The sequence below is a fragment of the Flammeovirga sp. SJP92 genome, from assembly GCF_001583495.1.
Classification (GTDB): domain Bacteria; phylum Bacteroidota; class Bacteroidia; order Cytophagales; family Flammeovirgaceae; genus Flammeovirga.
Window position 1 is genome coordinate 1 of sequence record NZ_LQAQ01000043.1, and the last position, 26,615, is coordinate 26,615.

10 protein-coding genes are annotated in these 26,615 nt (G+C 36.5%); 4 read left to right on the forward strand and 6 right to left on the reverse strand.

The annotated features are described in order from the left end of the window. The 6 genes from AVL50_RS11075 to AVL50_RS11100 form a co-directional block, all read right to left on the reverse strand. Positions 1 to 2,392 (reverse strand): hypothetical protein (locus AVL50_RS11075; RefSeq protein ID WP_062616567.1); only part of this gene is annotated, 2,392 nt, incomplete at its 3' end. A 2-nt stretch (positions 2,393 to 2,394) separates the two neighbouring features. Continuing rightward, positions 2,395 to 5,991 carry a T9SS type A sorting domain-containing protein gene (locus tag AVL50_RS11080; RefSeq protein ID WP_062616568.1) on the reverse strand — a complete coding sequence of 1,199 codons (3,597 nt, stop codon included), beginning with the start codon at positions 5,989 to 5,991 and terminating at the stop codon, positions 2,395 to 2,397. Between the two features lie 214 nt (positions 5,992 to 6,205). Further along, positions 6,206 to 7,684: a hypothetical protein gene (locus AVL50_RS11085; RefSeq protein ID WP_157491278.1), complete on the reverse strand. Its 1,479-nt coding sequence runs from the start codon at positions 7,682 to 7,684 to the stop codon at positions 6,206 to 6,208. A gap of 11 nt (positions 7,685 to 7,695) precedes the next feature. Continuing rightward, positions 7,696 to 9,348 (reverse strand): RagB/SusD family nutrient uptake outer membrane protein, encoded by a 1,653-nt coding sequence (locus AVL50_RS11090; RefSeq protein ID WP_172826816.1) that lies wholly within the window; start codon positions 9,346 to 9,348, stop codon positions 7,696 to 7,698. Between the two features lie 11 nt (positions 9,349 to 9,359). After that, on the reverse strand, positions 9,360 to 12,461 hold the full coding sequence (locus AVL50_RS11095) for a TonB-dependent receptor (RefSeq protein ID WP_063850666.1): 3,102 nt from the start codon (positions 12,459 to 12,461) through the stop codon (positions 9,360 to 9,362). Between the two features lie 261 nt (positions 12,462 to 12,722). Then, positions 12,723 to 16,916: a two-component regulator propeller domain-containing protein gene (locus AVL50_RS11100; RefSeq protein ID WP_062616572.1), complete on the reverse strand. Its 4,194-nt coding sequence runs from the start codon at positions 16,914 to 16,916 to the stop codon at positions 12,723 to 12,725. An 850-nt stretch (positions 16,917 to 17,766) separates the two neighbouring features. Here AVL50_RS11100 and AVL50_RS11105 point away from each other — a divergent pair. The 4 genes from AVL50_RS11105 to AVL50_RS11120 all read left to right on the forward strand — a co-directional run bounded on the left by AVL50_RS11105 (position 17,767) and on the right by AVL50_RS11120 (position 26,256). After that, positions 17,767 to 19,368 (forward strand): alpha-L-fucosidase, encoded by a 1,602-nt coding sequence (locus AVL50_RS11105; RefSeq protein ID WP_062616573.1) that lies wholly within the window; start codon positions 17,767 to 17,769, stop codon positions 19,366 to 19,368. A 189-nt stretch (positions 19,369 to 19,557) separates the two neighbouring features. After that, on the forward strand, positions 19,558 to 21,018 hold the full coding sequence (locus AVL50_RS11110; protein ID WP_062616574.1) for an alpha-L-fucosidase: 1,461 nt from the start codon (positions 19,558 to 19,560) through the stop codon (positions 21,016 to 21,018). Positions 21,019 to 21,033: 15 nt separating this feature from the next. Beyond that, positions 21,034 to 22,155 carry an aldose epimerase family protein gene (locus AVL50_RS11115; protein WP_062616575.1) on the forward strand — a complete coding sequence of 374 codons (1,122 nt, stop codon included), beginning with the start codon at positions 21,034 to 21,036 and terminating at the stop codon, positions 22,153 to 22,155. Between the two features lie 198 nt (positions 22,156 to 22,353). Next, positions 22,354 to 26,256, forward strand: a complete 3,903-nt coding sequence (locus AVL50_RS11120; protein WP_062616576.1) for an immunoglobulin-like domain-containing protein — start codon at positions 22,354 to 22,356, stop codon at positions 26,254 to 26,256. Positions 26,257 to 26,615: the final 359 nt, after the last annotated feature.

The window sequence follows — 26,615 nt, forward strand, 5'->3', positions numbered from 1 at the left end:
TACTAACGTTCGGTAGGGTAGAGATGAGGATGACATTATGATCATAGAGTGCTGTTTCCACTCTGACTGTCCAGGGGTAGTCGAAGATTTTCTCCCATGTTTTCATTTCATCAGAACTTCTCCATAAACCACCATCGTTAATACCACTTTTCTTGCATCCAGCGGTGATATAGGCATTTCCTTTTTTATCAAAATGGATATCATTAATACCAAATGCACCTGAAATTTCCTTTGTAGAACCTACTTTTTGCCAAGTGTCACCGCTATCTTTTGATTTAAAAAGACCGCCATTTTTATTTTGAACGGTAGCGAAAAGGACATTAGCTTTTTTAGGGTGAGTGGCGATGGCAGAAACGTCAGGGTCAATTGGAAGACCGTTATTGATACTTTCCCATGTATTACCGCCGTCTTTGGAACGGTGTATTCCAAAACCCGTTTGAGAATCGCCCACATACTCTAAGCCTCTCGCATTTTTTGGAACATGGAAATACATGATATCAGGGTTTTCAATATTGAAAGTGATATTCAATTGATGAACAGACTGATCTCCACCGTGTGCTTTCACATCCCATTTCGGTATAGCTAAGCCATGTGAATGCCATGTTTTACCTGCATCCGTTGTTCTAAATAATTCTCCTCTGTTATGTTGTCTAAAGAACAGTGCGTATCTGATATTCGTATCGTTAGGATGAATAGCGAAAGTACTTAAAGATTGCTCATGTTCAGTGAATTTATGTACAGAGGCCGATTGTGCACCTTTTCTGATTTCTTTACCAAGGTCATTGGTGATCCAAAGGCTATTTTCACCTGCCGCACAAAATACTTGATGAGGCAATTCGGGATGTTGGTAGAAACCGTGTCCTGGAAGGTTGGAATTACCACCTCCAACATAATTTCCATTGCCGATTTCTATATCATCAATATCTACCCACGTGTCTCCTTTGTCATAAGAAAACAATGAAATTTTGGCCATTTGTGTATGTAGAATACTTCCATCACAATTAAAACGAACAAAGTTACAGCCCTTTCGATCATAAGGATCTCTTGCCATCCATCTTTTGAGGTATTTCAGATCAATATTATTACCAATCGGATTTTTTCTTTTTGTCCAATAGTCAGCATCTTTTGAATCAGCTTCCCAGTTTTGTCCATTTCTAAACGTTACAAACCAATGTTTCCCTCCATCTTTTGTTCTCCAAAGTTGACCAGGCATAAAATTATTTCTTGAGGCATTGGAGTACTCATTATTGACATAAATATTGTTGATGTCATTGGGGTCCACTTCTATGGTATTGAATCGTTGTGTGATAGCAGAAGGTAATTCGGGGAATGCCATTTTAGCCTCTTTATCCTTCATTCCGAAATAATAGGCAACTGCATGATAGTAGCTTTTCATGATCGATGAAATTGGCTTGAATTGTCGCATATCAATGGCAATATCTCCACTGATATTCACCCAGCTTTCACCTTCATTATCACTTCTGAAAATACCCCCTTTATCATCTTTTACAGTCTTTCCATCTTTCTTCCAAGTGATATTGTTGATCACAAATAATGTGAGCTTTTTTGTCTTGGAATCATAGTGATGTGTGAAACTTCTCATCACTTCATGTCCTAAACCTTTTGATTTTTGTTGCCATGTTTTCCCACCATTTGTTGACTTATAGAAGCCTCTATTGGTACTTGCATAGATGGTTTTTGAAGCGTTAGGATCTACCAAAATTGATTCTACTTCCGTCTTAGGATGAATACCGTTGACAATCAGCTTCCAAGTTTTTCCACCGTTTGTCGTCTTGTAAATTTGCCCTTGACTTTTGGGGTGAATATTAGCACCATGAGGTTTTAACTGAGGAAATAAAGCCCTGCCGAGTTCTCTCATTTTACCTCCGCCTACATACCAAACTTGATCGTCTTTTGGATCGACGGTGATACAGGCCATGAATTTTTTATCAAACTGAGGTTCAAGTATGTTCTGCCAAGTTGCCCCTTTATTATGTGTTACATAAATGCCATTGTTGTTTCTGTCTGTACAAAAGCCGAAGTCAGGATTTTGCCTTGAAAAATCAACGCTTCTAAACTCTCTAGGTCCTCTCAAACCTTCATTTAGGCCAGGACCATCGGGATCTAATACACTTTCATACGTAAAACCGCCATCTGTAGATCGATAGGAGTTTCCCATATTTGGACCAATAAAAAGTACTTTTGGATCTGTTGGGTGCCAAAAGGCGGATTTATTGTTGCCACTCATTCCCGGACCAAATTGATACCATTGATAGGAGGGGTCAGATGCGACATCTTTTTCTTTTAGAGAATGGAAAAAGTGCTCCCTATCTTGCCCGAAGCAAGACAGAGAACACACCATCCATAGGATTGGATAGAGTATTTTTTTCATTTTTATTCTTTTAGGAATTTGAAATGTTTTTGATCGTTTTGTGTTTCAACAACAAGCAGATACATTCCTCTAGGGAGTGATTCTGTGTTGATGACTAACTTATTATTATTGATAAATTGATTGCAATTATGAAGCTGACCATTGATATCAAATACAGTGGCATTTTGAAGGTATTCAATAGAATAATTTCCTTTAACATAGATTTTCCCAGAAGTAGGATTGGGATAAACAACCCAGTTAATGTCAATTTCAGTCGGAAGGTTTAAAGGTTCTTCAATGACAGAAACTGAGGTCATGGATTCTATTTCTGAACCTTTCAAACGAGCATAGATAGTAGTTGCACCTTCACCTTTTCCTTTCACTTTACCTGAAGTAGAAACAGTCGCTACACTTTCATCCTCACTAAAGTATTCAATACCTCTGAAGTAGGCGTTTTCTGGATAAACTACAGCTTTCAAAAGCTTTGTTGATCCGGGTTGGATTTCAATATTTTCTTCCTCAAAATAAATCATTTCTGGTTCGATGATTTCTTCAGTATTCAAAGCCATGTACCAACCACTTCCATAGGTAGAAGCATAGTATTTTCCAGGTATAAATTGATCTATAGCAATATCATTTACTCTATCAGATTGACCATTTCCAGTATTGATTTTCTCCCACGTACCACCGGCGTCTTTTGATAAATAAACCCCAGCATTTCTTCTATTAATAGTAGTGTTGGCCAAAGTAGAAACCATAATGACATTAGGATCATATTGGGCAATTTCAACACGGTTGGTCCATGGGTAATCAAATATTCTATTCCATGTTTCCATATTGTCTTCACTTACCCAAAGTCCACCATCATCAGCACCTCCATTTTTTGAACCTGAAGTGATGTATACTTTTCCGTTACTGAATCGAATGTCATTGATGCCAAATGATTTTGAAATGTCTAAGGTAGAAGCCACTTTTTCCCATGTTGTACCTTGGTTTTCTGATTTGTACAAACCGCCATTGGAATGTTGAACGCAGGCATAAATTGTGGTGGTTTTATCAGGGTCTAATGCAATTCTTGTAACATCAGGCTCATTGGGTAAACCACTATTGACCTCTTGCCAATTCACGCCTCCATCCGTAGATCTATGAACACCAAAACCTGTTACAGAATTACCGACAAACTCAATGTTGTTGGCTCTCTTTGGAACACAAAAATAAAGATTGTCAGTATCGTTAGGATCAATGGTTAATTGCATTTGATGTACAGATTGATCACCACCTCCTTCTGCAATTTCCCATTCTGGAATAGCCACACCAATTGCTTCCCAAGTTGTACCAGCATCCAATGATCTTAAGCATTCTCCTCTGTGGTGTTGTCTAAAGAATAAAGCATAATGTTTGTCGGTATCATGGGGATCAATGGCATAAGAACTAATCGATTGCTCTGCATCAGTGAGGGATTTATATTGGGCTGCTTGAGCTCCTTCTCTGATATGATTTCCTTCGTCATTGGTGATCCAAAGAGAGTTTTCGCCTGCCATACAATACACCTCATTTAAGTCTGGGTGCTGGAAGAAACCATGTCCTGGAACATTGCTGTTTCCTGCTCCAACAAAATTATTTGAATTGGGCGTCACTTCAATATCATCTATGTCTACCCAAGTATCACCTTTATCATAAGACATCAATGAAACTTTAGCCATGTTGGCATGTAAAACCGTTCCGTCAGCACTAAAACGGGCAAAGTTGGTTCCTTTTCTTTCATAATCATCACGCACCATCCAATGCTTCAAGTAGTTAAGGCTGATATTGCTTCCCATAGGATTTCCTCTTCCTTCCCAATAGCTTTTGTCAGGAGAGTCGCTTTCCCAGTTTTTACCATTTCTTAGTGTGATGTACCAATGCTCACCACCATCTTTTGTTCTCCAAAGTTGTCCAGGTTTAAAGTTGTTTTTTGAAGCATTTGAATATTCATTGTTTAGGTAAATATTGTCCACATCATTCGGATCAACTTCTATGGTATTAAAACGCTGTGTAATCTTTGTGGGAAGATTAGGATACTGTGCTACAGCATCATTATAGGAAAGTCCAAAAAAGTGTGCTACAGTGTTATAGTAGCTTTTTTTAATGCCAGTATTTGATTCAAATTGGGTTAAATCCAATGCTAAATCACCATTGATTTTTTCCCAAGTTTCTCCTCTGTCTGTACTTTTGAAAATACCACCACCAGCATCTGTGACCGTTTGTCCATCTGCTTTCCAAACAATATCATTGATCACAAAAAGAATGTATTTGTTGGTGTTTTTATTATGAAAATAGGTCATGGCTCTCATCACATCATGATCAAAACCTTCCGTCTTTTTGACCCAGTTTTTACCACCATCTGTACTTTTATAAAAACCACGGTTTGTACTTGCAAATACGATAGAAGAATTCTTAGGATCTACCAAAACGGTTTCAACTTCCGTTTTAGCATGGATACCATTATTCATCAATGTCCAAGTCACACCTTTATCAATACTTTTCCAAATCTTCCCTTGGCTAGCAGGATCAATATAAGTGCCGTGAGGATTGCTTTTAGGGAATAATACTCTACCAAAATCACGCATTTTTCCTCCACCAGCATACCAAATATCTTCATTATTCGGATCAACACAGACTGAAGAAACATAAACCCCATCAAAAGGATCACCATTGATCAGTTGCCACGTTTTTCCTTTGTTGACTGTTTTATAAATCCCAATATTTCGTCTATCCGTAGCAAAACCAAAATCAGGATTTTGTCTTGAAAAATCAATGCTGTAAAGTTCTCTAGGGCCACGTTCACCCGTATCCATTCCACTTGCATCAGCATTAAGCATGGATTCATACGTATGTCCTTTATCTTGAGTCCTGTATACGTTACCCATATTAGGACCGATAAAAAGTGTGTTTTCATCTGTCGGGTGCCAGAAAGCTACTTTATTATTGCCACTCATCCCTGGACCAAACTGCGTCCATTTAACATTAGGGTTTGAGGTGACTGTTTTGGTTTTAAGATCTTGGAAGAAATCATCTCCAAGTTTCTTGACTAAAAAATTATCGAATAATAATTCTCCTTTTCCGGAGGAGTGAGGGTGAAAAGAAAAAAGTACATAGCCATTAGGGTCACTAACAGAGGGAGTAAAGCTGAACTTGACTTGTACCCAATCTGTACTTTCTAATGCATCTATATTCACTTGACCAATCTTAGTACCATCGGCCGAGAAAAATTTAATATTCGAATTACGATTATCTGTTGCGTTTAATGATTTGTAGTAGAAAGAAACTTTATAAACTTTACCTTCTTCCCATTGTATATTTTTGAAAGTAGTAAAGTTACATTTTTGACCTGTAGCATTGAATTTAATCCTACAACTGTAATTCCCTTCAAATTGATCCGAATTGTATCTTTCAAAAATGGGTAAACCATTGTATATACTCGATTCCCATTCGGTATCTACGTCGTTTTCAAACCCTGAGAAAAACAAGGTTTTAGGGTCAGATGTAGTAAGTGTAGCAAGTTGAATTCCATCATCGCTCCAAACAAAAGAGAGTGAAGCCAATGATAGTAGTATAAGTAATAAGTATTTCTTTTTCATTTCATTTGTTATTTACATAGGGGCAGACCTATGTGTCTGCCCGCCGAACCACAATCCGTCTATTTCGTCCACATATCCACCCGTCGAACCACAAGCCTTTCCATTTCTATTACCCCAATTAATTTATCCATATAAAATGAATCATTAATAGAATACCGTCACGGTTAGGTATGTGGTACAGCGGGTAGACACATAGGTCTACCCCTACGTTAGGTTAATGTTGAGAGAACACAAGGTGATCTACTAACAATTGTGGTGTTTCATTTGCTTCTGCAATGAAGTCAAACTGTACATTAGCATTAATGAATTCTTTGGAAATTGGCTCATTAGAGAAGTACGTGATTTTCACCCATTCACCATCTACCAATTGATCTTGGAAAGTTTTATTCATTGAACTACCCGAATCTTCATCCTTCAATGTCACTTTTAAAACTCTGATGTTTCCAATGGCTTTAGCATAGAACTCAAAAGTATAATTGTATTCTGAAGTGATAGGGAAATAGCCCTCCGTCATCTCGATCGTTAGCTTTGATCCATTACCATTATTGTGCTGATAAGGTTCAAAATCAACTTGTAGATAATGATCGCCGTCCACTGCTGTACTACCATCTTTAATGACAGACATTCCACCAGAACCTACCCATTTTCCATCATTGAATGGAGCGTAAGTACCGTTTTCAAAACTTCCATTCGTGAAGAAATTATGCTGATAACCTTCTACCTCTTTGTCTGTAAATTCCTCCAGTTTCACACCATCAACAGATTGTACATCTCCGCTTTGATTGGCATGCGTGTAAGTCACATATAACTTTGAGAAAGTAGGATCAACAAATAGAATTAAAGTATTATTTACTTCACCTGATGGGGCTAAATGATTAATTGCTATTGTGTTTCCATTTGCATCTTTGATAGAGAAATTATTGATAGTGTTGTCGTTGATTTCATCCAAATCTAAATCTCTATTGAATTTTACAAAAATGTTTCCTTCTTCACTTTGTGTCATTTGATCCACTCTGAATGGGATTGTTGAAGGAACAACTTCAATTAAGCTATTTTTATAAAGCGTGCTGGCCGTTCCTTTTACAGGTTCTTTACGAGAAGCTGTAAGACCAATGTCATAAATTCCAGGTTTCACAAACTCCATTCTTGCCACTGAATCAGTAAAGTTTTGATCTAAAGATGTATGCCATTTGAAGGTGTCAGGAGATCCTTTGCTTGTACTTTTGAAATTGACAAAAGCACCTGATTCCATAATGTATTTTCCGTTGGAAATAATATAATCACCCTCTACATCAATTACTTCAAAATCAGTAGTAATAGCTGAATCATAAACGGTTACATAGAATGTAGTATCGTAGTTTAATTCTTCATTACCAAAATCTAACTTGATTTTTACGGGTACAACACCTGTATTTTTAAATCTTACATGAGCGATATGTTCTGTTAATACAGTATCATCATTGTTGGTGAAATACGATGGTCCATCAATGGTCCATTCTCTAACATATTCACCTCTGGATGCATCTGTGAAAGAGAAATTTCCCCCCACAGTAGTAACAAGATCATTGGGATCAGATTCTGTACTGAAAACGTAGATATCTGTGATTTTATCATACTCAAAGTCCGGCCTACAAGAGAAGGCTGTCATTAAGCAGAAAAGTATCGTAAAGATGTTTGTTCCTTTTAATTTCATTTTACTTCAATTTATAGGTTAGGATTAGAAAGTACTTCGTCAATTGGAATAGGGAAGTAGTTGTGATAATCTGGCGTATAACTCGCAGAAGCATCTTGGAATTCTTGTATTACTGCTTCACCATTTGGCCCCTCAGTGGCATCTTCAGGTAATTCATACAAGATCTGCTTATTCATGTAGTATTTCTTTTTCGCTAAACGATCATATTGCTCTTTGATCACACCCCATCTTCTCATGTCAATCCAGCGCGTATCATGACCTTCAAACATCAATTCCAATGGTCTTTCAACATACATGATATGATCCATTAGTTTTTCCGCTGTATTGTACTCATTGTGGTCCAAAGGCATTACTGCCGAACGCGTTCTGATTCTGTTGATATAATGCACAGCTTCGAAAGTACCGGCACTACCGTTATTTTTGATCAAGCATTCAGCATATAATAAATAAACATCAGCCAAACGGATCACTCTTTCATTAATTCCTGAAACAGTTTTTGTACCCAATGCTTCGTATTCATCCCACCAATTCTGGAATTTTCTCAAGTAAGAAGACTCTTGGTTTTTGAAAGTTCCGTGTACATCTCTTGGTTCTTTTTGGTAATAATCAAAATCATCATCCGCCATTACAATAGAATATTGTGAACGTAAAGAATGTGTTAAACCATCATTTCTAGGGTCAGTTGGGTCCATTTCATCTTTTTGGAAAAGCATTGTGATCCAGTAAGATGGCATAGATAAGCGGTTGCCATTGGCTCCACTTGGCGCTAAGAAAACACCTCTTCTTGTCCCTTCAGTACCTGTAGGTCCATCAACAATAACTCCACCACCATTTGGTTTTTGAGTGTCTGAGAAAGAGACTTCAAAGATAGATTCAGAATTGAATTCATGTTCTTTATCAAAGTTCCAACTGATATCTGAAGTCAATTGATATAAATCTTCTCTATCAATGATCATTTTGAATTCATTCTGTGCTTTTACGTACTCATGTTCATTGATATACACCTGACCTAAAAAAGCAGTAGCGGCACCCCAAGTAGCTCTTCCTTTGTACTTGTCTTCCCAAGTTTCAGGTAATCTCTCTTGAGCATAAGTCAAATCACTGATGATCAATTCAAGTACCTCTTCTTTAGGGCTCAATGGCTTCGCAATTTCTTCCTTATTCTGTGCTACAGTAGTATGAAGAATTACGGAACCATGATTATAAGTACTATACAACCAATAGTAGCAAATACCTCTAATAAAGTGTGCCTCCGCCAAGAATAATTCTCTCGACTCATCACTGATTTCAATGATGTCCGGCACTCTATCCAACACCTGATTAGCTCTAAGTATTGTCGTATACAGATCAGCCCATTTCAGTTTTACAATACCTGTATTGTCGTTGATAAGTAGCTTTGAAAGCTCTACATATTGGTCGTTCCAAATACTCGGGCGACCAATATCAGACCTTGTAGGCATTTGAGCGGCAGAGTTGCCTCCCATTGAACCGTGATTTTGTAAACCACTGTACGATGCCATCAATCCCATAAATGCTTCTTGTTCATTTTGCCAGAACTCACGCTCTTCTATGGTATTTTTATTTTCTATGTCAAACCAATTCTGACACCCAAAAAGAGCGAAAGTAATCAGTAATCCTATATTTATTTTTATTAGATTTTTCATCATTAGTAGTTTTAGAATTGTAATGAAAGACCTGCTCTGTAAGTAGCGGCAACAGGATATTTACCTGTGTCAACACCACGATAGAAGACATTTTTTGAACCGACCTCTGGGTCGTAACCTGTATAATTTGTAAACACAAATGGATTTTGAGCACTTACATACACTCTGAAATTATTGATGCCCAATTTGCTTACCGTTTGCTGTGGAAGAGTATAACCAAAAGTGATGTTTTGGATTTTCAAATAAGAACCATCTTCTAAGAAGAAATCAGAATAAGTCCTGATGTTCATGTGAGATGAACTTCTTCTTGGAGTAGGGATATCTGAAGTAGGGTTCTCAGGTGACCAAGCGTTCACCAACTCTTTACTTGTCTTTTGCTGATGTGCATAAGCTCTTGGTCCGTTATAGATTTTAGCGCCATAAGAACCAAACAGCATCACGCTCAAATCAAAACCTTTATAACCTAACGCTATTGAAAGACCTGCTTCCCAAAGTGGTGTACCGCTTCCTTGATATATTCTATCGTCTTGACCGATTTCACCGTCACCATTTACATCCACATATTTCAAGTCACCGATTTTGGCAGTAGGAATCATTTTTTGATATTCAATTAATTCTTCTTCCGTTTTAATAGTTCCATCCGTTGGAATTAAGAAAAATGCACCTGCTTCATAACCTGGAATTAAGAAAGTAGTAGGTTCAGAAGAGTTGCCTAATGGACGTCCACCCGGAACGGATTCCATGGTAGGAGCCAAAGCAGTTACTTCGTTGAAGTTTCTAGTGAACGTACCATTTACAGTCAGTTTCAGTTTATTGATATGTGTATTATACCCTAATCCCAATTCAATACCTTGGTTGGTTAAGTTACCCACGTTTTGCCACATTTTATTGTAGCTTCCTGTGATGGTACCTCCTGCTGAAGGTGGAAGTTCTACAGGCAATAACATGTCTTTCTTCTCAGATCTATATAAATCAAAATTAAAGAAGAAACGACCAGAAAATAACTCACCATCTAAACCGATGTTTTGTGAAATGTTGGTTTCCCAAGTGATGTTTTCATCCACATAAGTAGGATTCGTGGCACCAGGGTAAAGAATATCATTTTCACCAATTCCTAATACATAATCGACTTGTGGTGTAATGATGGAAACGTAAGGTAAATCAGCAATTAAGTTACCCAAACCTTGGCCTGCTTTATCGCTACCTGTTTCACCATAACCGGCTCTAAGTTTTAAATTACTGATGGTTGGTTTTAAAGCGTCAAAGAATTTTTCCTCACTGATGTTCCAACCTGCTGAGAACGACTTGAAGTTACCCCAGTTGTTGCTTGGATGGAATCTTGAAGAGCCGTCTCTACGAATACTCGCACTGACCATATATTTACCAGCGTAGCTATATTGCACACGACCTAATAAACCAATGTTAGAACTTGCCGCATAACGTTGATCTACTCCTCTGATATCTTGGGCTACGCCAAGGTTAGGAATATTGTTTGGCATATTCATGGCGTGTACCATACGTCTGTTGGCCTCAGCCGTTTCCCAAGTATTACCTGCTAATAGACTTACATTATGTTTACCCCATTTTTTATTATAAGTGGCAGTATATTCTTGAATAGTTCTTAAGTTGAACGTATCAATAAAGCGAAGCTCATTTAATGGTTTTGAAGCACGAGTAATGTACTCTCCATTGTTGCTGTAAACATCGAAAGTAGGGCTAAACCAATAATCATTCGTAGTGGAGTAAGAACCACCAATGTTGGCATTCAGCTTTAGTCCTTTCAACACTTCATAAGTGATTTTAGCATTACCATTATAATTGTTACCCGTAGTTTCATTCGTTTCATTGATACGCGCCAATAGGTTGGTCATTCTCTCAGGGTTCGCTCCTTCAATCACATATTCATCATTTCTGCTGATACCCGCTCTGTAAGGATCTTGACGAAGTGCTTGATATTGAATATTATTCGGAGGGTTATCCTTATAGCTGTTTTGGTAACCCATATTGATTTGCACCTTCAATTTATTCTTTTCAAAAGTGGTATTCGCTCTCAACGTTTTTCTTTGATACGCCGAAGAAATTTGAATGCCCTGCTGATCAAATAAAGTACCGACAATCGAATACGTTAGGTTTTTTGAACCACCAGACAATCTCAATGAATGGTTTTGAATAGGGGCCATATCTACCTGAAGTTCTCTTAGCCAATCCGTATTGTAATGCATCGCATTCGGGTTGTTGTCCAATGGATTGGGAGTACTAGGATCACCTTTCCACATTAGGTGGTTGATATACATGGCGTCAGTTGTATTGGCTAAATGTATGTCAGAAGTGATTTTCTGCACACCGTAGTACGAATCCAAAGTCACTGACATTTTTCCTTTTTCACCTCTTTTTGTTGTGATCAAAACTACACCCGCCGAAGCTCTTGAACCATAGATAGCCGCTGAAGCACCATCCTTCAATACCTCAATGGATTCGATTTCCTGAGGAGCAATATTAGGATTGGTCGTATACGTCACACCATCCACTACATAAAGCGGTTCAGAACCTCCTTCTTGGAAAGAAGAAACACCTCTAATTGTAATTGTAGCATTTTCACCTGGAGCACCAGACTCAGAACTTACACTTACACCCGCCATTTGTCCCTGAATCGCCGTAGCCAAATCTGAAGTAGCCAAACTGTTGATCTGTTCAGACTTCACTTGTGCCACCGAACCGGTCACTTCACGTTTTTCTTGTTGGCCATAACCAATAACAACTACCTCATCCAATGATTCTACATCAAGTTCCATTTGAAGGTTGATCTCTGACTTTTTGCTCACTTCGATTTCAGCAGGCTTATACCCGATATATGAATAAACAAGGACACTGCCTTTTTCACTTACCATGATATTGTATCTACCGTCAAAATCAGTGACCGTACCAATTGTCGTTCCTTTAATCAAGACATTGACTCCCGGTATAGGAGCTTGTTCTTCATCTACAATAGTACCGCTTACCTGAAAGGTTTTTTGAGCATAGAGTTTTGAGGTCATTCCAAGAGTAAATAGAATACCTAGCAAAAACATTTTCCGAAATAGAAGTTGATAAATTACTGATAATTTTCTTTTCATTTCATTAAAAAATTTATTCTTAATAATGACTCAAAGCTAAGCGTACATCTGACACCTATTGCGTACGAATACCTCTAAAAAATGGGGGTGGTAAATATCTTGTTGGTAAATAAAAAAATCCCTTTTGAAATGGTCTGTAAATTATTTCCCCCTACTTTTTTAAAGTAGTATTCAAAGTCAAGTTAAGTTCAAGTAATACAGTGTTTTACGGTGTGTGTTTTTCATTTCATTTAAATTAAAATAGGGCGTAAATACATGGCGTTATTCTGTTTTTGCATCTTCAACTTCCTCTTCTTTTTTCTTTTTATTGCGTAAGAAATGAGAAGGCGGAACACCAAATTCTTTCTTGAAACAGTTTCTGAAATATTTCAAATCACTAAATCCAACCTCATAGGTGACATCACTTACACCATACCTTCCCATTTTCAGTAATTGCGCGGCCCTTTTTAATCGGATATTTCGAATAAAGATTTTGGCCGTTTGTTCCGTCAATGCTTTTAATTTTTGATTCAATCGGAGAGGAGTAGTGCCATATTCATAAGCCAACTTCTCAACGGTAAACTTAGGGTCAGAAATATTCTCCTCTACAATCGCTACCAAACGGTTCAAGAAGCGTTCATCGATGGAAGTAAAGGTCACTTCACTTGGTTGCGTATCAATGTTTGTTCTAAAATTCTTTTGCAAACGTCTTCTATTTTCCACCAAAGTATTAATTCTCGCCATCAATACTTCTGTATTAAAAGGTTTGGTAACATAAGCATCCACGCCATATTCATAACCTTTTAGTTTACTGTCGCTTGAATTTTTGGCAGTAAGCAAAATGATCGGTAAATGACAAACTTGTGCATCTTCACGGATTTTCTTAGTCAATTCATAACCGTCCATCACCGGCATCATGATGTCAGAAAGAATTAGATTTGGCATTACTTCTTTGGCCAATTGGAATGCTTTTTCTCCATCTTCAGCCTTATAGACCTTGAAAGTATCTTTTAATAATTCATACAAAAGGTCTAGAATAGCAGGGTTGTCGTCTGCAATAACAATTTTCGGTTTTGTAGTCAAACTTAATTCCTCTTCTTGAGCCGTTAACTCTTCTTCTTCCTCGCTTTCAATCATTAAGGTCTCTTCAGGAAGGGCCTCTATTTTGACGTCATTTTCATAAGCCACTTCATTGAGTGGGAATTTGATTTTGAACGTTGAACCTGCATTTTTCTCGCTTTCCACTTCAATGGTTCCATGATGCAATTCCACTAAACTTTTAGTGAAAGACAATCCAATACCTGTTCCTTCGCTTTTACCTTTGGATTTAGAGTGATTTTCCACTTGATAAAAGGGTTCGAATAAATATTTTAAATGATCTTCTGAAATACCAAAACCCGTATCTTTCACTTCAATCACCACATCTTCATACTCTTGCTGAATAGTTAATTTCACCTGTCCAGCATAAGTAAATTTAAAGGCGTTGGATAATAGGTTATTCAGTATTTTTTTGAGTTTATCTTGATCAAAATAACCTTGAATAGAGTGTGTTTTGATGTCCAATGTGAAATCAACACGTTCATGATTGGCAAATTCCTTAAAAGAATGATAAATCTGCTCTGTAAATAATACCCAATCACCTTCTTTTACTTGAAGGGCTGTATGTCCTTGTTCCATCTTTCTGAAGTCCAGAAGTTGGTTGACAAGATTCATTAAGTGATTGACATTTTTATGAATCAACTTATAATATTTCTCTTTCTCCAAAGAGGAATAAGCACTTCCCTTACTAATAAGCTGTTCGATAGGTGTATGAATCAACGTCAAAGGCGTTCGCAATTCATGAGAAATATTAGTGAAGAATTGCAACTTCATTTGGCTCAAATGCTCCAGTTTTTCTCTTTCAAATTGTTCTAATTCTAATTGATGTCTCTTTTTGACAGTAATCAGTGAGAACCTAGAGAAAAGGTAAACAAAGAAAATAATCGCTATAGCGTATAAGATTTTCGCCCAAACAGTAGCCCACCAAGGTGACGCAATTTCTAAGTCTAAGAACAATGATTTTGGATTCCAAATATTATCTCCATTGGAGGCTTTTACTTCTAAAGTGTAACTGCCTGGAGATAAGTTGGTGTATTTTGCAATTCTAAAATCAGCATCCGTTGTGATCCAATCCTTATCAAAACCATTCAGTTTATATTTGTATTTGTTTTTATAGGGAGAACCAAAATGCAAACCCGCAAACTGAACAGCAAAGCTATTTTGATCATGGTTCAGTTTTATACTCTGCGTATATTGTATGTTTTTACTCAAAATTGTATTGCCATCCAAAGTGTCATTGACATGGATAGTTTGGTTCAATACGCTCAATTCAGTAAAAACAAGATCTCCGACCAAATAGTCATCAACAATCTCATGAGGAGTGAAATAATTGACACCATTGACACCGCCAAACATCAAATCACCATTTTTTAATTTACACGAAGCCAAATCACTGAATTCATTATCCTGAAGGCCGTCACTGATATTGTAATTTTTGATTTCTCTAGAATCTAAATTGATTTTGGTGATGCCATTATTACTACTGATCCAAAGGTTTTGATAATCGTCTTCCAAAATCGATTTAATGATATTACTAGGAAGTCCATCTTTGATTGTGATATGTTCAAAATTGATCTCCTCATCTTTGACATTTTCCGGGTTGAAAATACTTAATCCACCACCCATTGTCCCAATCCATATCTCACCATTGGAAGCTTCAAAAACAGGTAAAACATAATTGTAAGAAAGACTATTACTTTGGTTAGGTTGATTTTGATACAACTCAAATTCAGGTTTTTCTTTCAATTTTTGATCTTTAGGAATGAAGACCAAACCTTGTGAAGAGCCAACCCAGAGGTTGCCATAGCTATCAATCAAAATACTACGAATCAGTTTCACTCTTTCATTTTTAAGGTCTTTCTGATTTGTAACACTCGTCCACTCAATTTTATTCCCTTTTTTAATGCCTCTAATTAAGCCATCTCCATATGTACCCAACCATATCACATTATTGCCATCACTTTTAATGGCAAAAGCAGGCGCATCTTCATTTTCTGTCAAAAGGTCTTGAGCAGTGATATCCTTTAGTTTTTCAAGGTTAAGATCAATATCGAGGTTATACACTTTTCCTTTTTTACGAATACCAATAATGAGTTGATCACCCCATTCCGTAATATCAAAAGTGGTATTGGTTTTTATTTTTTCAAAAGTCAATTTTTTATAACCATGATCTAAGCCTTCAGTGCTGTTTTCAAGGACATTCAATGAACCACCTTGCGTACCAATCCAGATTCTGTTTTTACTGTCTTCGTAAATGGATCTGATTTTATTATATGAAATACTTGATTTGTCATTAGTTTTATAGATGTCTTTAAATCGTTTACCATTGGGATTGTATTTGATGATACCGCCTCCTTTAGTGCCAATCCAAATTACGCCTAACTTATCTTTAAACACTTCTGTAATGATGTTGATTTTTAGTGCATCAAAATTATCACTATGAATATGCTTTTTCTTGACATAGGTTCCACTAACTTCATCATATTCCATAAAAAACAAACCTTTTCTAGTCCCGCCTAGCATGTGTTTGTTAGGATCAATACAGAGTGTATTAAAACGTTCTGTTGAAACTTTTCTCAGTGTTGATCTTTCTTCATTAAAAAGATACACGCCGTGTGGGCCACAAAAAAAGACGCCTTCTTCAGATTCCTTAATATCTTTGATCGGTGTGACTTTTGCTTTTGAGATTTCTTTGAAACTATAAGAAGGCTGATTGTTGGAAGGTTTAATAGCGATTTGTAACCCCTTTTTCGTTCCTACCCATAAGTTCCCATTTCTATCATTGAAAAGTTTAGCTACGTGATTGGATATGATGCTTTTAGAATTGTGATGATTGGCGTAATATTTTTTAGCCTTGAATTTATCTTTAGTCAATTCCTCTGTTGGAATGCAGTTGAGACCTTTTGTAGTTCCTACCCATAAGTTACCGTCCTCATCCAATGCTAACGAATGAACATTGTTAGAACTAAGTATTTTTGATCCTTCTGTATTTCGAAAAGAAGTCATTTCACCTGTCTCCAAATTCAAACGGCAAATCCCAGAATTCAGTAATCCTATCCAAAGATTATTGTATTGATCTTCTTGAAAACAACTAATGATATTAGACGTCAATTGATGGGTGTCCATACTATAGTTTGTGAAATTGTAACCGTCAAATCTACTAATTCCGGCGTTGGTTCCAAACCACATCAAACCCTTGCTGTCTTGATAAATACTCGTAATATCATTTTGCACTAAACCGTTTTTTGTAGAGTACCATTGTATGTCAAAGACGATCTCATTTTCCTGGGCAAAAGATATATGCGAGAAAAATGAAAGTAGTAATAGGGTAATTTTAGCAATTATAGTCCTGTTGATGACGGAGTAGTTGTTTTTCATAAATTCATTTCATTAATGTGGATAGAGTATCTAAAAAATCTTCTCAAAAGCATTGTTTATAGCCCTTTTGAAGTGTTAGTGAACGAATCACTCATTCATGTGGTGTAATTATTTACAAGGGTGAAATTAGTATTATTTATCCCTATTTTTCGCCCAATAGGGTACTTTTTCAAAATAACACCCGTTAATCAGCACTAAAATCAAGTGGTTCTATTTTCAAGGGTAGTCGTATTTAGTTTAAAAAATGATTCTTATACAAAAATAAGGTTTATGTATTAATATTATCTATTGATGTAATGAATCCATAGGTTGTTAAAGGATAATATTTACTAAAAATTACTATTGTATGGCTTGATGTTCTCAAAAAGGTCAATCTCTCATTAAAACCACTTGTTTTTCGATCGGTAAATTATTACCCCAATTGATTTACTAAAATTCTCTAGCCTTCCCATCGTATCAATCTACATTTGTTTCAAGCAATACGGAAAATGTATTTCTGATTGTTTTTTGAAATTAAATCTAACTTAAGTACTAGGACAGAAGTAAAAGGACAAAATATCGTGCACCATGACTGAAGTCATGGGCAGGTGATATTGACGCCACCAACACTGAAGTGTTGCTTACGTTTCCAACTTTCAAGACTTCAGTCTTGATTAGGTTGGACTATCACCTGCCCATAGTTTTAACTATGGTGCACGAAACATTCGTTTGTTTTTGCCTTAGTGCTCCTTTAAAAAATAAGAGAGTATGAAATTAATGAAAACACTTTCGCTGTCTGTTATGTGTGCATTGGGTGCTTGCCAAATGCAACCAAAACAGCAGGAACTAATCCTTTAAAAAATAAGAGAGTATGAAATTAATGAAAACACTTTCGCTGTCTGTTATGTGTGCATTGGGTGCTTGCCAAATGCAACCAAAACAGCAGGAACTAAAATCAACAGAAAAATTTACGGAAGATTGGGAGTCATTGGCCAAAGTGAATAAATCACCAGATTGGTTTAGAGATGCCAAGTTTGGAATTTATACACACTGGGGACCAATTTCGGGTGCTTTTGTTAATATGAAGCCAAAACAAAAATTGGCAGGATGGCATGGTATGATGATGTACGGTAAAAACGGTATTCCAAATTGGAAATCCGGTGAATTGCCTAAACATAAAGACGGAACGGTCAATGATAGTCCAACTACAAACTACTTACACCACGTAGAGCAATTTGGTGATCCTGCTGAATTCGGTTATAAATATTTAATTGAAAATTTCAAGCCTACAGGATTTGACCCACAAAAATGGGCTGAATTATTTGAAAAATCAGGAGCAAAATACGCTGGACCAGTAGCAATGCACCATGATAATTTCGCTATGTGGGATAGTAAAGCGACACGTTGGAACTCTGTTAATTATGGAGGAATAGATGTTTCTAAAGAGCTAAAATCTGAAGTGGAGAAAAGAGGGATGAAGTTTATCGCATCTTTCCATCATGCCTTTACTTGGAAATATTTTGCACCTGCACATGAATACGGTGGTGTTGATCCAGAAGATTACGATTTATACACTGATCCACATGATTTCTATAACAATGAACCTACAGAAAGATTCTATAAAGAATGGTGGGCGAAGTTGAAAGAATATATCGACAACTATCAACCTGACATCATTTGGTTTGACTGGTGGTTGGAAAATATGAACGAAGAAAGCAGAAAGAAATTCTTGGCGTATTACTACAACAAAGGTGAGGAGTGGAACAAAGAAGTTGCCGTACTTTTTAAAGAAGAAACTTTCCCGGAAATTTCAGCAATCCGTGATTACGAAAGAGGAAGACCAAATCAACCCAAACAAGATGCTTGGATCACGGATACTTCTCCAGGAACATGGTTCTACAGATCAAATGCAAAATTCGTTTCATCAGATGAACTTGTTGATATTTTGATTGATATCGTAGCCAAAAATGGTAACATGTTATTAAATGTTCCTCCAAATCCTGATGGTACAATTCCAGTTGAAATGGAAAACCTTTTAGTTGATATGGGTGAATGGTTAGCGGTAAATGGTGATGCGATCTATGGTACTAGACCTTGGACTATTTTCGGTGAAGGTCCTACTAGACTTCCTGCTGGTGGTCACAAGATTGAAAGAAAGAAAATCAGATACAAAGAAACGGATATTCGTTTCACAAAAAAGAGCAATAGTGAATTCTATGCTTTAGTGATGGATACTCCAAAAGGTGATATCAAAATCAAGTCATTAAGTACAGCAATCGGACTTTTAAATAACAAGATTGAGAAAGTAACGCTTTTAGGAAGTGATGAGGAATTGCAATGGGAGAGAACAGATGAAGGTCTGATCATCAAGCGTCCTAAATCATTCCCTACAGAATTTGCACATGCATTCAGAATCTTGAGTGAAGGTTACAGAGAAACTGAACTTGGAGGAGAATTCGAGCAAACATTATAACCGTTGAGGTTGTACCATGTGTCTACTCTCCATATGCATTTATCCACAAATTGTGTCTATCCATATTTCGAATTGGGTAGACACATGGTTTCCTCAACGTAACTGATCTAAATATGATATGAAATGAAGTACACTATGATCAAAGCCCTAGCAATTAGCTTAATATTTTTTGTTATCTACAGTTTTTCAATGATTCAATCTCATTCTGAAAAACCGCAACATTACGCCTATGATACAAATTGGGAATCCGTACAAAGCTATGAGGTTCCGCAGTGGTTTAAAGATGCGAAGTTGGGGATTTTTGTCGAATGGGGTATTTTTAATGTACCAAAAATCAAAACTCCTTTTTATGCCCGATGGATGGATTTTGATAGCGTACAATACAATGCTAATGGTAAAGTAATCAACAGAGGCCCTCATCCTTTACATGATTTTCATAAAGCAAATTATGGAGCCACTGTACGATACGAGGATTTTATACCTCAGTATACCGCCCAGTCTTTTAATGCAGATGAATGGGCTAGTCTTTTCAAAAAATCTGGTGCTAAATATATTATCTCGGTCGCGGAACACCATGACGGTTTTGCGATGTACAATTCAAATCACACCACTTTTAACAGTGTCAATCAAGGTCCCAAAAGAGACCTTACAAAAGAATTAATGCAAGCCTCTAAAAAGCAGAACTTAAAAGTAGGCTTGTCTTCTCACTTTGCTTACAATTGGAATTTTTACAGCTCAAAATCAGACATTCAAAAGGCGAATAGAATATTGGATTTGGCGTCTCAATTTCCAACACAACCTGTTAGTCAGACTTTTATTGATCATTGGTGGAATAGAACTATTGATATTATAGATCAATATGAACCTGATTTGATGTGGTTTGACTTCTTTATGAATAAAAATGAATTCAAACCTTACCATGAAAGATTGGCTTTGTATTATTATAACAAAGGCATCGACTGGGAAAAAGGAGTCGTGTTGCAATCCCAAGACAAATACAGCAATGCTCTTCCAAAAGGTACAAATGTGATGAATTTCAATTACTCAAAAGTAAAAGAAATCAAAGAGGAAAAGTGGCAAGCGAATATTCAACTCGCTAAATTTTCAAATTACACGACGGATGAAGTAAAAAACAAGAAAACAAGAAGAGTCATCGAAGACTTTATTGATATCATCAGTAAAAATGGGAACGTACTTTTACATATATATCCTAATGCTGACGGTACTATTTCTGAAGCTCAAAAAGAGATTTTAGAAAATGTGGGGGAGTGGGTAAATATAAACCAGGATGCAATTTTTGGGGCTTCCACTTGGATCACTTATGGCAAAGGGTCATTGACCACTTACAAAGGTTCTTTCTCAAAACAATTCAAACTCAATTACTCTACACAAGACAATTACCGTTTCACCAAAAACAATGGGAAGTTGTATGTCTTTTTGATGAGTAATTCAGAGGATGGAGTGCTTGAGGTCACTGATTTGGCCAATACAGATGCTCAATATAATATCCGACGGATAAAATTGTTAGGTAGTGAAGAGAAAGTTGAATGGAAACAGTCAGATCAAGGACTATCAATATTTATCTCGAAAAACAGACCTAGTAAATATGCTCGTGTTTTTGAAATCGAATTTGAAAACAAAATCCTATAAATAGAATTAACTGAAATGAAATTACGCTTTATTACCCTATTTTTTCTGTTCATTACACAACTCGGTTTTGCTCAGAAAAAACGTTTTACCCTTACTCAGAAAGAGTGGGGAAAAGACGGTACAGAGAAGATATTTTTATTGGATATTAAAAATCCAAACGGCATGCACATCCAGCTTACCAACTATGGAGCTATTTTAGTAAAAGCTGAAGTGCCTGATCGAAATCAAAAAATGGAAGATGTTGTATTGGGTTTTGACAACTTAGCCCAATACCAAAAGCCTAACCCTCTTTTTGGAGCAACCGTTGGTCGTTTTGCCAATCGAATTAGAAATGGTGAATTCGAGATAGAGGGCGTGAAATACCAATTGAATACGAAAGGGGAAAAACACGCCATTCATGGTGGCGGTGAGTTTAGTAGTGCAGTTTGGAAAGTGGCAAGCACCTTCAAAGATAAACATAAAGCAGGAGTTGTATTTTCCTATTTTTCGAAAGATGGTTCCAATGGTTTTCCTGGTAATGTACAATCCAAGGTAACTTATACTTTGACAGATAAAAATGAAATAAAAATTGACTTTGAAGCTACTACTGACAAGGATACGCACATCAGTATGACCAATCATTCTTATTTTAATTTAAATGGAATGAAGAATACGATTCTGGATCAAAAAATTAAAATTGACGCCAATTCAATCACTGCAATTGATAAAGATATTGTGCCAACAGGTCAATTAGAGGATATTCGAAATACAGAAAAGGATTTGACTGTTCAAAAAGCAATTGGAGAGAATATCTTCAAACTGAGTAATAACGGCTATCATTTCTGTTATGTTTTTAATAAAGAAAATGGAAAAGCCAAAAAGGTTATAGAGATTGTGGATCCTGCTTCAGGAAGAACTTTGAATGTTATTACAACTCAACCTTCAGTACAATTTTACACGGGTAACTCTTTAGATGGAAAGTTTGTAGGAAAAGAAGCTAAAGCTTATGGAAAACATATTGCTTTCTGCTTGGAAACACAACACCTACCTGATACTCCAAATCACCTTAATTTCCCTTCTTCATTAGTGAAAGCGGGGGAAACTTACAAGGAAACAGTGATCTATCAGTTCGGCATAGATCAAAAATTGAATAATTAATGATTGAGATGATGAATTCATTTTTTTAATCTGTATTTTAGACTTCCTAACGAAAAGACTTACAGGGTATTTTTACTAAGAATTAGGGGTAAATAACAATTATTGGTTCCTATTCAATGTCTACTAATTACATGATAAAGAAGTGAATAGATAATTTTGATCATTCTCAAACATGAAATGAATGTATACTTATTAAGCATGAAATTTAAAACTACTTTTTTATTAGCAAGCGTACTCATGATTTGCATTTCATCTGTATATGCAAACATTACTGCTCCACTTTTATCACTTTCTTCTGCAAGCAATTTAGTTCCTAATCACCAATTCAAAGACGGTGATGGAAATCCTTCTTTAGAAGAATGGTCCAATACAGTGGCTACATCTCCTAACAGCATTACCGCTGTAGCAGGAACAGGAGACAATCATCAAGTTCTTATTTCCAAAAGCGACGTTTCTGGAAGCTGGAGTGATGTGAAAATGGGTATTACTTGGCAGGATATTGACTTTAGCAGTCAAGAAGGAAATGTAAACCTTATTTTATCCGCAAAGGTAAAAGCATCTAATGATGATGGTGCAATGTTCAGATTTTATTTCCGTTATAGAACAAAAGACGGAGACGGTAAAACCGTAAACAACAACGTTTATTCTGATGTTTTTGACCTTACGAGTTCAGAACAGGATTTTATTGTTCCAATCGAAATCCCAAATGATGCTTTCCAATGGAACCTTGATATTCAATTTGGCGGTAGTAAAAGTGGTGCGGTGGCCGATATCTATTTTTACGAGCCTTCATTGACGTTAGATACTGATGAGGAAGAAAAACCACAAGAACCAAGCGATCCAGATAATCTTATTCCAGATGATAAATTTGCAGACGCTTTAGGAAACCCAACACTGGCCGTTTGGTCCAATACAGTGGCTACAGCTCCTAACACTATTCAAGCTATTGAAGGTACAACCAATTATAATAAAGTACTGATCAATAAAGTGGATGCAATAACAGGAAACTGGAGTACGTTGGTAATGTCTTTACCTTGGCAAAACATTAGCCTACCTCAAGAGACTGAAAATGTAGCCTTTGAGCTATCTGCCAAAGCAACAGCATCCAATGATGATGGAGTCAAATTCAGGTTCAACTTCAGATACAGAACTCCAGATGGTGAGGGAGGCTTTACAAACCATGATGTCAATTCTAATCAATTTACATTGGCATCAACTGAAAAAACATTTTTAACCTCTTTTGAAATTCCAAAAGATGCCTATCAATGGAATGTGGCAGTTCAATTTGGAGGAGTTGACAGTGGTGCTCCAGGTGAAATTACTTTTTCTCATCCATTGTTGAAAATTGTAGAAGCAAGTGGTCCTACAGATGAGGAATTAGTTGCTTCAGCAAAAGAAAACCTAGCCATCACCTATGCAAGTGGAGAAGATGCTACCACTGTCACTCAAGACATCACACTTCCAACAGTCGGAGAAAATGAAGTGGCGGTAAGCTGGACTTCTTCTAATTCAGATGTCATTTCAAATGCGGGTGTTGTGACACAACAGGAGGCAGATACTGACGTAGTATTGACAGCTACTTTAACTAAAAATGACGCTTCTGATACAAAAGAATTTACGGTTAAGGTACTAGCGAAAGAACCTACAGATGAAGAGTTAGTGGCTTTAGCAAAAGAGAATTTAAAGATTACTTATGCTGATGATGAAGGAGCTAATACAGTGACTCAAGATATTACGCTCCCAGTTGTTGGAGAAAATGAAGTGGCTGTAAGCTGGTCTTCTTCTAATATTGCTGTGGTGACAGATGCAGGTGTAGTAACGCAACAAGAGAATGACATGGACGTGGTACTGACTGCAACATTAACAAGGAATGATGCAACAGATACGAAAGAGTTTACAATTACAGTATTAGGCGTTGGCACAATTCCTCCAACAGATGAAGAGCTAGTAGCCCTAGCAAAAGAAAACTTAGAAATTACGTATGTAGAGGGAGAGGATGAAACATCTGTGACGCAAGATCTTACATTGTCGACAGAAGGTGAAAATGCAGTAGTAATTACTTGGTCCTCTTCTAATACCACAGTGATTTCAGACGAAGGAGTAGTTACACAGCAAGATACAGATATTGATGTTATACTAACGGCTACACTTTCAAAAAACGATGCATCGGATACGAAAGAATTTACAGTGAAAGTATTGGCTTATGTACCTACAGATGAAGAGTTAGTGGCTTTAGCAAAGGAGAATTTAGAAATTACATTTGCAGAGGGAGAAGATGAAAATACCGTCACTCAAGATATTACACTACCGATAAATGTTGAAAATGATGTAATCGTAAGTTGGTCTTCTTCTGATACTTCAATCCTTTCAGATGCCGGTGTAGTGACTCAGCCATCATCAGATACAGATGTAGTTTTAACAGCTACTTTATCAAAAAATGAAGCTTCAGATACTAAGGTTTTTACTGTAAAAGTAATTGGAGAAAATGAGCCTGATCTTCCAAAAGATGACAACTTAATTCCAAATTATAGGTTTGCAGATGTGGAAGGAGCACCATCCTTTGAAGAATGGACAAAAAATACTGCAGAATCTCCTAATTCACTAGACGTTGTAGCAGGGCAGGACGGTTATAATGTTGCTGTTATAGATAAACAAAATAATGAAGGGAATTGGAATGCATTAATCATTGGTCTTCCTTGGCAAAATATAGACTACTCTGATCAGGAAGATTCAGTGACTTTTAAATTGTCAGCTAAAGTAAAAGCATCGAATGATGATGGAGCCATTTTCAGATTTTATTTCAGATACAGAACTAAAGATGAAAATGACGAACAGGTAAATAATGATATTTATTCGGACAAATTTACATTGACATCTACAGAAGAGGTTTATTCTGCAATATTAAAGTTGCCAAAAGATGCGTATCAATGGAACTTGTCCGTACAATTTGGTGGAGAGGAAAGCGGAGCACCTGCAGTGATTTCATTCTCATACCCTTCTTTCATGGTAGATGAAGAGGATCAAGGTCCAACGGATCAGGAATTACTTGCCGAAGCAGTTGAAGCTCTTGAAATCATATTTGAAACTGGAGATACGGCGGATGCTGTTACTCAAAATGTCACATTTGTGTCAGAAGGTTTAAATAATACTTCATTGAATTGGGATGCAAGCGCTCATTCCAACATATCAAACACAGGTGAAGTGACAATTTCGGATAACGCTGTTACAGCTAACATTATCGCTACGGTTTCATTGGGTGATTTATCAGCACAAAAAACGTTTACTTTAACAACAGTTGCTACTTCTGATGATGTGATTGTAGACAGAGTAACGGGAAGATTAGAAGTAGGATATGCAGAAGGTGATAATGAAAATGCAGTTAGTCAATCGGTTACATTACCAACTTATGATGATGAATATGTAGATGTTCAAATCGCTTGGTCATCAAGTAATGAAGCTGTGATTTCAAATACTGGTGAGTTGACAGTACCCCTTGAAGTAACAGAAGTAACACTTACGGCTATAATTTCTTTAAATGAGACATCATCAACGAAAGATTTTGTATTGACGGTACTCAACAATGAAGAGGAATTAATTCAAGAAGCTTTTGATGCTTTAGAAATTGTTTTTGCCGAAGGAGATAGTGCACAAAGTGTAACAACTGATATCACTCTGAAAACTGAAGGAATGAACAATTCAACAATTGAATGGATTTCTGACAGAACTACAATCACGAGTGAAGGAGTGGTGACAAGATCATTTAGAGATATAACAACAAACTTAACTGCCACAATTCAATTGGGTTCATCTACTTTAATCAAAGAATTTGAAGTAATTGTAATGGCAGAAGAGCAAATAACTTCAGTGGATAACGATAAAGCTATATTGAAACTTTATCCTAATCCAACTTTTGGAGATATCACTGTTGAATCTTCACTTCCAATCCAAGTGATTGAAGTATTTAACTTGATTGGTGTAAAAGTGAAAACGGTTGAATTGAATCAATACTCACAACAAAAAACTCTTAATTTAGATGATATTCCAAATGGACAATACATCTTAAGAGTCAATAATCAGCCTATTAAATTTATTAAAAAGTAGGAGGCAATTCATACATATCTAGTGTTTTCCTTGAGGAATTAATCTTGGATATGTTCTAAGAAATAAGAGAGACTAATTTAACAGCCTGAGTGATTGATTTCATTCAGGCTGTTTTTTTGAGTTGAACTTTTTGGATAACAAATGGCTGTATAATATGGATTTTGAGGGCGTTACAATACAGTAATCCTACAGTAATGTATACTTAAACGATCATTACAAAATACTTACCTTTTGATTGTAATTAGAAAATCATTTAGGCGAGAGGAATGGAATTTAGCTTTTGACTTCAAAGCCTAGCTTTTTTTGCTTCGTTTTTTCAGCAATGGAAAAATGAAAAAGAAGGAAGCTTGGAAGGAATA